At 64.5% G+C, this 10,561-nt stretch carries 9 protein-coding genes and 1 pseudogene; 2 read left to right on the top strand and 8 right to left on the bottom strand.

Going from position 1 to position 10,561, the window contains the following annotated elements; genetic code table 11:
• From A2J03_RS27805 to eccCa, 8 genes and pseudogenes are all read right to left on the bottom strand, one after another.
• Positions 1–512: pseudogene (locus A2J03_RS27805) on the bottom strand (phosphoglucosamine mutase); the annotation flags it as partial.
• A 113-nt stretch (positions 513–625) separates the two neighbouring features.
• On the bottom strand, positions 626–1,162 hold the full coding sequence (gene rpsI, locus A2J03_RS27800) for a 30S ribosomal protein S9 (protein ID WP_082898136.1): 537 nt from the start codon (positions 1,160–1,162) through the stop codon (positions 626–628).
• Complete coding sequence (gene rplM, locus A2J03_RS27795) at positions 1,159–1,602, bottom strand: 50S ribosomal protein L13 (protein WP_068380939.1); 444 nt, start codon at positions 1,600–1,602, stop codon at positions 1,159–1,161. The genes rpsI and rplM overlap by 4 nt, the downstream gene beginning before the upstream one ends.
• Positions 1,603–1,778: 176 nt before the next feature.
• Positions 1,779–2,120: a TraR/DksA family transcriptional regulator gene (locus tag A2J03_RS27790; protein WP_068380936.1), complete on the bottom strand. Its 342-nt coding sequence runs from the start codon at positions 2,118–2,120 to the stop codon at positions 1,779–1,781.
• 96 nt (positions 2,121–2,216) lie between these two features.
• On the bottom strand, positions 2,217–2,507 hold the full coding sequence (locus A2J03_RS27785) for a WXG100 family type VII secretion target (protein WP_231912742.1): 291 nt from the start codon (positions 2,505–2,507) through the stop codon (positions 2,217–2,219).
• Between the two features lie 71 nt (positions 2,508–2,578).
• On the bottom strand, positions 2,579–2,887 hold the full coding sequence (locus tag A2J03_RS27780) for a WXG100 family type VII secretion target (protein ID WP_231912741.1): 309 nt from the start codon (positions 2,885–2,887) through the stop codon (positions 2,579–2,581).
• Between the two features lie 168 nt (positions 2,888–3,055).
• Positions 3,056–4,678, bottom strand: a complete 1,623-nt coding sequence (locus A2J03_RS27775) for a type VII secretion-associated protein (protein WP_231912740.1) — start codon at positions 4,676–4,678, stop codon at positions 3,056–3,058.
• The gene (gene eccCa / locus A2J03_RS27770; protein WP_068380925.1) at positions 4,675–8,682 is read right to left on the bottom strand and encodes a type VII secretion protein EccCa; all 4,008 of its coding nucleotides are present in this window, start codon (positions 8,680–8,682) and stop codon (positions 4,675–4,677) included. The genes A2J03_RS27775 and eccCa overlap by 4 nt, the downstream gene beginning before the upstream one ends.
• 249 nt (positions 8,683–8,931) lie before the next feature.
• On the opposite strand from eccCa, the gene A2J03_RS27765 reads away from it, so the two are divergent.
• Positions 8,932–9,942, top strand: a complete 1,011-nt coding sequence (locus tag A2J03_RS27765; RefSeq protein WP_068380922.1) for an LLM class flavin-dependent oxidoreductase — start codon at positions 8,932–8,934, stop codon at positions 9,940–9,942.
• A gap of 104 nt (positions 9,943–10,046) precedes the next feature.
• Positions 10,047–10,561 (top strand): type VII secretion integral membrane protein EccD (gene eccD, locus A2J03_RS27760; protein ID WP_068380919.1); only part of this gene is annotated, 515 nt, incomplete at its 3' end.

Raw genomic sequence — 10,561 nt, 5'->3', positions numbered from 1 at the left:
CGTGTGGAGAGCGCGCCGCTGACATGTGCGACGTACCGTTCGACTGCATCGACGGCCGTGCGAACTCGGCCGATCTCGGCACCGACCGGTGCGTTACCCGTCGTGCCGTCGGCGATGAACGATTCGATTCGTTCCTCGACGTCGTCATCGAGCTTGTGGCCCCCGGCAGCGAAAATCTTGATTCCGTTGTCCGGCATGGGGTTGTGCGACGCCGAGATCATGACCCCGAGAGCCGCACCGTACTCGGAAGTGAGGAATGCGACTGCGGGCGTAGGTATCACGCCGACGTCCACGACATCGACACCGGACGCGGTAAGGCCTGCGGTGACTGCGGCGGCCAGCATCTCCCCACTGGCCCGCGGATCCCGACCCACGACTGCCATCGGCCGCTCGCCCGCAGAACCAGGTGCCAGTACCGCAGCTGAAGCCTTGGCCACCTTCAGTGCCAGTTCCGGAGTCAACAGGCCATTGGCCAGCCCCCGTACGCCGTCGGTACCGAACAGTCGAGTCATGCGGACCCGTCCCCCTTCGCCGGAAAATAGTGGAGCAGCTGAAACAAACGCCGCGAGGGCAGGCATCCGGTACATCTGGACGCCTGCCCTCGCGGGTAGATCTGTGAAAAGCGTCAGCGCTTGGAGTACTGCGACGCCTTACGGGCCTTCTTCAGGCCGTACTTCTTACGCTCGACCGCACGCGCGTCACGGGTGAGGAAGCCGGCAGCCTTGAGCGGCGGGCGATCCTCGGGGGTGACCTCGATGAGGGCGCGCGAGATGGCGAGACGCAGCGCGCCGGCCTGACCGGAAGGTCCGCCGCCGTGCAGCAGTGCGACGATGTCGAAGGATTCTGCCCGATCGACGAGCACCATCGGAGCCTTGATCAGCTGCTGGTGCACCTTGTTCGGGAAGTAGTCCTCGAGGCTCCGGCCGTTGAGCTTGAAGCCGCCGGTGCCCGGGGTGAACCGAACACGAGCAACAGCTTCCTTACGACGACCGACGGTCTGGACCGGGCGATCGAACAGGATCGGAGCGGGCGCCGCAGCGGCTGCTTCGATCTCTTCTACGACCTCGGGGTCTTCGACTGCCACGAACTCGTCCGCGGCGATCTCCACGCCATCTTCCAGGTTTTCCTGCGACGTCACGTCATTTCCCTCCGGCGCCGTCACTGGGACACCTGCTTGATCTCGAACGGAACGGGCTGCTGAGCTGCGTGCGGGTGGTTGGGTCCCGCGTAGACCTTCAGCTTGCCCGCGATGGCATTGCCGAGCTTGTTCTTGGGGATCATGCCCTTGACGGCCTTCTCCACAAGACGGTCGGGGTTGTTCTCCAACACCTGTCGGGTCGAGCGCGACTTCAGACCGCCCGGGTGGCCGGAGTGGTGGTGGTGGAACTTGCCGTCGAGCTTGTTGCCACTGATGGCAACCTTCTCGGCGTTGATGATGACGACGAAGTCGCCACCGTCGACGTTAGGTGCGTAGGTCGGCTTGTGCTTTCCGCGCAGAAGCGTCGCGGCTTGGACGGCAAGGCGTCCGAGCACGACGTCCGTGGCGTCGATCACATGCCAAGTCCGGGTAGTGTCCCCGGCCTTCGGGCTGTATGTAGACACAGGTTTCCTGTCTTCATGATGTCGCTGCTGGCCAAGACGAGTGAATGACCTCGGCGGCCAGTTGAGACCCGAGATCAAGAGATCGACGCGCAGCATTGTGCGCGGCGAGCCCATACACGCCAAAGAGGGACGATACCGGGAACCGGTCCCCCAGGTCAAAACGCCAACCGTAGCGCTCACCGCATCCGCACACACGCTATGCAGCGACGCGCGGCAGGCAGGGCTTCCAGTCGAGCATCGGCAATCGGTGAGCCACACCGCTCGCACGTGCCGTATGTCCCCGCCGACACCCGCACTGCGGCGGCCTCGAGCTCTCTGAGCTCGTCTTCCGCATCACGGGCGAGCGACAGTACCGCTGCTCGCTCGAACGCGATAGTCGATCCCTCGGGGTCGTGTTCGTCGTCGTCGGTCGACCACCGCGAGCCTTCGACGATCGCCCGGAACTGCGCTCGCAACGACTCGAGCCGCGCGGCCACCAGAGCCCTCGACTCGTCGATTCGCGCGCTGTCACGGTTCATGAAGTCCAGTGAACAACGAACACCCCGGCACGCGCAGCATTCGGCCCCAATGTCGATGGACACCGGGGCCGTGATGCACGTCGTGGATCGAGCCTTCTACGAGAAACGCGACCTGTTGAGCGCTTCCTGCTCCTGCATCCGCTGGTTGCCGGAGGTGACGGAGCCGATCAGGCTCTGCAGGACGCCGTTCAGCTCAGCCTGCGCCGCATTCCACTCGGCCTGCTTGACCTGGTAAGCATCGGAGTCAGCGCCCTGCCAGGTCGCGACCAGAGGCTGGATGGTGGACTTGACCTCGTCGAGCTTTTCGTTCAGCGACGACCACTTGGTCGTCATTCCACCGGCCAGATCGCCGATAGCACCGAAGTTGTACTTGATTTCGCCGTTCATCATCGATTCCTCACGTTCGTTCGGCCGACCAGTGTCGACTCAGGGACGTTCTGTGTCTTCGGGTGACGCGATCAGAGGTTGAGGCTGCTGCCGATGGTGTTGATCTGCGCGACGTTGTCCTGCTCGGACTGGTCGTATTGCACACCGCTCGTCTTGATCGACTCGCCGATGCCGGCGAGCGCGTTCTCCAACTTGAAAGCACTCGAATCCCAGCTGGTCATGACCTGGGCGAACGTCGTCGACGCGGTGCCCTTCCAGATCCCCGAGGCCGCGAGGTCGACGTCCGCGCGCAGCGCCCGCAGCAAGCCGCCGATCTGCTCGCGCAAGCCGTCGACCTTTGCAGACACTGCGAGCATGGTCTGAATATCTGTTTCTGCCATGTCGACTCCTTCATGTTCATCGGTTTCGAGCACTCGGGTGAATGCTCGGTCGAGGCCGGTTCACCGCGGCGCACCTGCGGAACTCCCCCTACATCTGATTGGACGCATCCACGTAGCGGTTCGGTTCCATCCAAAGCAAACATTCTCGAAATGCCTGCACCCTCTGACCTACGAACCGGCCACCGCGAGGCTCTCGACGGCGTGCGCACAATCGTCGTGGAGTACCTCTTCGGCTCCCATCGAGCTCTGACAGCCGATGCTGATCTGCAGACCGTCGTCGACGAAGACTCGCCAGTGGACCACCGATGCGTCGCCGGGTGACTCGACGTAGGAGATGCCGACTCTCCCGCCGAAGTCGGTTGCACGCGTGAAGCTTCCGATCGTGGAGCTTTCGCCCCGAGCCACCAGTTGCTCCTCGAGGTCGTCGGCGACGTCGTCGAACGTGACCGTCGGCTGGAGATCCACCGTGGCGAGCACGATTCTGCGGTCGGGGTAGTCGGGTGGCACCAGCAGAAGTCGACCGGCTTCGGAACGTTCGGACCACGATTCGGGAACCTCCACGCTCGCTCTACCGAACGACGAACGCGTAATCGGGGGCGGACCGGCACTCGTCGTCGCACTATGAGTCGGCGACTCGGATGACGGCGCAGGAGAATCGAATGTGACTGCCGGTCCGACATCGGTCGGCCGAGCAGGCATCGCGACGGGCGTCGAAGAACTCGTGACGGCATCGAAAGCCACGAAACCTCCGACCACCACCGCCGCGACGGCCGCCACCATGCCTGCCAGAAGTATCGGGGCTCGGCGATCGGCGGGCGGGGTCGGCGGGGTCGGGGCGTCCGCGAGCCAGGCCGCGGCTCGGACGGGTCTCGGCGCTCTATCCGGCACCAACCCCTCGTGAACAGTTGGAGGATCACCCCCAGAGACCCAGTCGGCCCTGTCTGCCCCGTCTACCCCACCGACCCAGTCGGCCCCGTCTGCGATCGACCGGACCACGTCGGGTCCTCGCAGGCGATGCAATCGATGTGACGATCCTCGTAGCAGTTCCGGAACGGTTGTGTGCCTCGTCGATTCGAGGATGAACACCTCTGCCGGGCCGTTCCCGAGGAAGGCCGCCGCGCATGTCGTCACCCGCTCGTCGATGGAGGCGACGGCGTCGGCGAACGAATCGGCGACCGCGAGGTCCCGGCTGCCCAGCGCAACCCACCGGCCGGAGCGCTCATAGTGTTCCCCGGACCCGAACGACGCTGTGCTCGCCGTCAGAGCGCTCACGGTCGAACTCAGCTCGTTCAACTCGACGACGACGGCGCACGCCGGCGCACGTTCACCCGCCGACCTGACCGCTGCAGTCGCAGCGTCGACCATCACCACTTCGCGCGCGAGGGCCGACACCGCTCGTCGGACCACGCTCTGGCGACGCTCACCCCAGAACGACGGGCACACGATCTCCAACATGTCGACGGGCCCCTGTGCGCCCGACCGTCCGAGCGCATCGGCGACCGTTCCGCCGAACACGTGCTGGGCCGGAACCGGAATCGAACCGACCAGCACCTCCTCGTCGTCGACGAACGTCCACGGAAACCGTTCGACTTCCGCACCGTCCTGCTGCGACTCGCTGCCCGGATTCGAGTCATCCGGATCGAACTCGCGCCCGAGAAAAACCAGGTTCCCGGCCTTCATCGACAACGCCGTCTCGAAGCATCGAAGCGACCGACCCGCACCCGACTCGACCAGAACCGACACCGAATCGTCACCGAGGTGCACCGCGGCGTAGGTACCGGCCGAACTCACGTGGGCGACCAGGCGAGCTGAACGAGCGACTGTCCTCGCCTGTCCACGAGTACACCTCGCCCAGGTGGCATCGGCGACGGCTTCACGGTACCGATCAGATTGCCCTCGTCACGGCTGCCGCTCATCACCAACCCGGGAGACACCAAATCTCGCATGCGCGAGATGATCTGGTCGTACATGGTCCGCGACGCACCGCCCGAACGGCGCGCGAGAACGAGATGCAGTCCGATGTCTCGGGCGTGCGGGAGGTAGTCGGCCAAGACGGCCAACGGATTTCCCGACGCGGTCGCGACCAGGTCGTAGTCGTCGACGATCACGAAGATCTCGGGTCCGCTCCACCACGACCGTTCGCGTAGTTGTTGCGCCGTGACGTCAGGGCCAGGCATGCGTTCTGCGAGCTTCGACGCCAGTTCGTTCATCATCGTCGACAGAACCGGCTGCGACGCAGCGTAACCAGCAAGGTGATCCGATTCGACGACACCGAGCATCGTTCGTCGATAGTCGGCCAGAATCAGTTTCACCTGAGACGGTGTGTTGGCAGCCGTCAGCGAGGAGCAGATCGATGTGAGCAACGCGGTCTTTCCGCATTCGGTGTCCCCGAACACGATGAAATGCGCCTGCTCCGCGAAATCGAGTGCAATCGGCTTCAATTCCGCTTCGTCGATACCGACGGGCACCCACAGTTCGGGCGTGGTCCCCCGCTGTCGTGGCCAGCGTCCGGTCAACGTGCGACGCAGTTCTTCCAACGGCAAGCTGTCCGGGAGCATCCGTACCTTCGGTGCGGATCGGCCGGCATAGCGCGCCGCGATCAGCGACACTGCCGCCTGAATACCAGCGCCGAGATCAGGGGTGGATGGCGCATCGTCGAGCCTGGGCAGCCCGATCAACAGGTGTAGGCCGTCCTTGGTGATTCCTCGGCCGGGCCGGTTCTCGGGCACTCGCGCGGCTTTCGCACGCCCGAATTCCGAATCCGAGGCGTCACCGAGTTTCAGTTCGACCCGAGTACCGATCAGATCCTTGGTGGCGGGACGTATTTCGGCCCATCTGGATGCCGTGACCAAGAGATGAACGCCGTACGACAGACCTTGTGCAGCCAGCGCTGCGAGTTGGGGCTCGAGGGGTTCGAAATCGCTTCGGATGCTCCCCCATCCGTCCACTACGAGAAAGACGTCGCCGAAGTTGTCCTCGTCGTCGATCCGCGACTCGGCCTTCCGTCGACGAAACTCCGCCATCGAGTCGATGCCGCGCTGACGGAACAGTCGTTCCCGCCGTCCGATCACGGCGGTCACTTCCGCGACTGTCCGACGGACCGTGTCGACGTCCAGACGGCTTGCCACCGACCCGACGTGCGGCAGGTCGACGAGCCCGTTCAGTGTGCCTCCACCGAAGTCGAGACAGTAGAACTGAACCTGCTCGGGCGTGTGCGTCGAGGCCAGCGACATGATCAGAGTCCGCAGCGCCGTGGACTTTCCGGATTGCGGGCCCCCGACTATCGCCAGGTGCCCCTGCGCCGCGGACAAGTCGATCTGCAAGAGTTCACGTCGTTGATCGAACGGCCGGTCTACGACGCCGATCGGGACTCGTAACGTCGCCGCCCGCGACTCGCCAGCAGTCACGGTGCCGTCGGCAAGCAGACGATCGAGTGTCGGCGACCGATCGAGTGGCGGCAGCCACACGTCGTGCGCAGGTGTTCCGTGACCTCGGACGCGGGCGACGACGACATCGAGAACAGTCCGGCCGTCCTGCCCATCTTCCCGGTCGCGGGCGGCGGGCGGTTGCGACAATTCGTCCGTCGCACTACCTGCGCGCACGGGAATGTCCGGGGCTATCGGCACGGGGAAGGCGCCGAACACCCGTGGCCGGATGTCCACCACCGAGTGCCGAGTGCCGGCCACTCTCGTGCGTGGCCGAACGTAGGGACCCGACACGTACGAGGCCGCAAATCTCATGATCTCGGCCGAATCGCACTTGAGGTATCCCGCACCGGGCTGCGCAGGTAGGTGATAGGCGTCGGGAACTCCGAGGACTGTTCGAGACTCGTTGGCCGAGAATGTCTTCAGACCGATCCGGTACGACAGGTGACTGTCGAGACCGCGGAGCTTCCCCTCTTCGAGCCGCTGGCTCGCCAGAAGAAGATGCATGTGCAGCGAGCGTCCGAGACGCCCGATCGCCACGAACAGATCGGCGAAATCCGGTTGCTGGCTGAGCAATTCGGAGAACTCGTCGACGACGATGAACAGTGCAGGCATCGGCGCCAGCGCAGCCCCGGCCGACCGCGCCTTCTCGTAGTCGGTCACATTCGCGAAGTTGCCCGCGTCGCGGAGTACCTCCTGACGCCGATTCATCTCACCCGCGAGTGCATCTTTCATCCTGTCGACCAGGGCGAGATCGTCGGAGAGGTTGGTGATGACGGCGGCGACGTGTGGAGCGTCTTCCAGACCGGCGAACGTCGCACCACCCTTGAAGTCGACGAGAACCAGATTGAGCTGGTCCGGCCCGTGCGTCGCCACCAGCCCGAGTACGAGTGTTCGGAGGAACTCGGACTTTCCGGATCCGGTCGCGCCGATACAGAGCCCATGGGGCCCCATCCCGTTTTCCGCCGATTCCTTGAGATCGATCTCCACCGGACTTCCGTCCGGAGCGACACCGATCGGGACCCGCAAACGATCTCGCCCGCGCCGCGGTGTCCACACCTGCATCGGATCGAACTCTCCGACATCGGCGATGGCGAGGAGATGGTTCCAGCTCGAGATCGACTCCGCATCGCTCACCGAGGAGTCGACACCTGCGTGCGAGCTCGTCCGGAACGGAGAGAGGCGACGTGCCACGGTCTCGGCGTTCGCCACGCTCATCGCGTCGGCATTACCGAAGACCTCGACGTTGGGTCCGCTCACCGCGCCGATGGTCCCGTTGTCGGTGACCAGTCGTAGACCGCGAGTCGACGCGAGCGAGGTCGCGAAGTCGGACAGGTCCACGACGGTGACCGATTCGAGTCCGGTGCGGATCACGTCGGTGCCACTGTTGTCGAGCAGTCCTCCGTCCACGACTATGACCAGATGCGGCACTCCAGGGGTGGGCGGAGCACCGCGAGTGAATCTGTTTCGTAGCGAGAGATGTTCGCCGAGAGCGCTTTCCAGCTCCAGAAACGAACCGTAGATCATTCGAGCGCTGCCGGCCCCATCAGTGAGGAGATCGTGCTGGGTGTGCGGGAGCCACTTGGTCCAGTCCCAGTACATCACCGTGTCCGGCCCGCAGACCACAGCGAGCCTGACCTGGTCCGGGTCGTGGAAAGTGCACAGGGACGCCAGCATGGCGCGCACCGTCGCGCGGGCCGCATCACGGTCCCCTGCGATCGAAATGGCCGCGAATCCACGCAACGACACGGCCGTCGGGAGGTCAGCCACCACCGAATGTGCACGCACGAACCGTCTCAGTGACACAGCCGATACCGGTTCCAGTTCTTCGACCGGGCCGGTCTCGGGTGGGACCAGCCGCGTCGCAAGGCGTTGCGATCCGCGAGCAATTCGAACGTGGCAGAAGTCGGGATCTGTGCCCCTGCGTTCCCACATCCGGTAGCTACCGGCGAAGGACCACAGAACGCCGGGATCCGGGTGTGACCATTCCAACGCTGCACGCTGACTCGCCGAGGTGACACCGACATCCTTGCGCAACTGATCCAGATATCGCAGGTAGTCCTTGCGGTCCTCGTTGGCCTCCGCCGTCCGGGCTCCACCGCTCTTGCCGCCGCCGGACACCATTCCCAACATCGACACCAGCATCATCGCCGGAAACATCAGCATCATCGGGTTCGCCGCCATGCCCGAGGTGAACATCAACGCAACCATGCCGACCATCGCTGCCACCATGACGACGGGCATCAGCTTCATCATCAGGTTTCCGGGCACGATCCGCGGAATTTCCGGCGGAGCCTGAAGTGCCACCTCGCCACCCGGTGTTCGAGGAACTCCTCGACGCGCACCGCGGACGAACCGCACGGTACTCACACTGCTCCTGCAATCACGCGATCCTCAGCCCCCGCCGATCGGTATCCCCCATTACCGTCGACACACCCGTTCCCAGGCGAGTGTGTCTTCGCCCGCGAAGGCTAACGCATCGACGCGAGCTCGGCCAGCCTTTCCCTCCAGCCGCGACGGAATAGCCCGGGATCCACATCGGTTGGAAATCGAGGAGCGCATTGTGCTCGTCGAACGAAGATCACGCTCGATTCTCGAACCGAAAGGCTGGCATCCACCGTGTCCGTACCACTCTCCATTCTCGATCTCGCGCACATCGGCGAAGGCGAGAGCGTCCGGGACAGCTTCGATGCGAGCGTGACGCTGGCCCAGCGAGCCGAGAAGTGGGGCTACCGGCGCATTTGGTACGCAGAGCATCACAACATGCGCACCATCGCGTCGTCGGCGACCAGCGTCCTCATCGGCCACGTCGCGGCGAATACCAGCACGATCACGCTCGGGTCCGGTGGGGTCATGCTGCCCAACCACGCTCCGTTGACCATTGCGGAGCAGTTCGGGACTCTTGCGACCCTGCACCCGGGGCGGATCGATCTCGGGCTCGGACGAGCGCCGGGAAGCGACCAGCAAACGATGCGTGCCATGCGTCGTGACCCGTCGTCCGCCGATCGATTCCCGCAGGACGTTCAAGAACTACAGGGCTATCTGTCGGACGAGTCGCTGGTGCAGGGCGTGGTGGCGACGCCTGGAGCCGGCACCCATGTTCCGCTCTACATTCTCGGATCATCGCTGTTCGGTGCCCAGTTGGCAGCCGCGCTCGGACTGCCGTTCGCATTCGCGTCGCACTTCGCGCCCGACGCGCTGGAGCAGGCAGTGTCGATCTATCGCGCAGACTTCCGTCCATCCGCCCAACTGGACGCGCCCTACGTGATCGCCGGAGTCAACGTGATCGCAGCCGACACCGAAGCCGACGCACAACGGCAGTTCCTGGCGACCAAGCGAAGCCGTGTGAGTCTCCTGCTCGGTCGTGGTCGAAAATTCACCGACGATGAGGCCGACATGCTGCTCGATGCCCCCCAAGGCCACCAGATACGGCAGATGACGAAGTATTCGGCCGTGGGCACACCCTCGACCGTGAAGGACTACCTGGACAAGTTCACCCGTCATGCAGACGCTGACGAACTCATCGTCGCCTCGGGGTCCGTGGATCGCGAATCCTGGTTGCGGTCCTACGAATTGCTCGCCGACGTGAGCGAATTGGCCGGCCAGGAACCAGCGCGCACGACGGCCTGACACCCCTTCCCGGTCTCGACCCGCCGTCGCCGGGAAGCTGGGTATCGTAGAGTCGCCTGCAGCCAGGGGGATGCTTCGGCGAACAAAGATTCCGGGGGGAATGCATGACGGGGGACCTTTCGCAGGCCGTGGATCGGCACGGGCTGCATGCGCGCAACGACGGCGCGGCGATTCGTGGCGGCGACGGGCGCCGAGGCGCTGCTCCGTTGGACCTGTGCAGGCTCACTGTTCTCGGCGAGTCCGTGCAGGTCGACATGGCATTGCCCACCGATGTCCCGATTTCCCTGCTGCTACCCGGCATCGTGGACGTACTCGATTCGCGTGGCACGTCTGCGGCCACCGATCGACAAGGCCGATCCTGGGTGCTGTCGAAGGTGGGAATGCCGCCGATCGCCGACACACTGACGTTGAACGAAGCGTCCATCCGCGATGGTGAACTGCTCGTTCTCGGTGCGGCCGACGCTCCGGCGCCGCCCCCGCTGTTCGACGACCTCATGTACGCGGTCGCCGCGACCGGCAGCGAGGCCGCCGGGCTGTGGACACCACGAATCGCCCGGCGAGTCGGCTTCGCAGTAGGCGCAATCACTATCGTGCTCGCGTGCCTTTCGCTGCTCCGACC

This window comes from Rhodococcus sp. EPR-157 (assembly GCF_001647195.1).
Classification (GTDB): domain Bacteria; phylum Actinomycetota; class Actinomycetes; order Mycobacteriales; family Mycobacteriaceae; genus Rhodococcoides.
The sequence above is the reverse complement of the archived record's forward strand: the minus strand, read 5'-3'. Positions and strand labels throughout refer to the sequence as shown.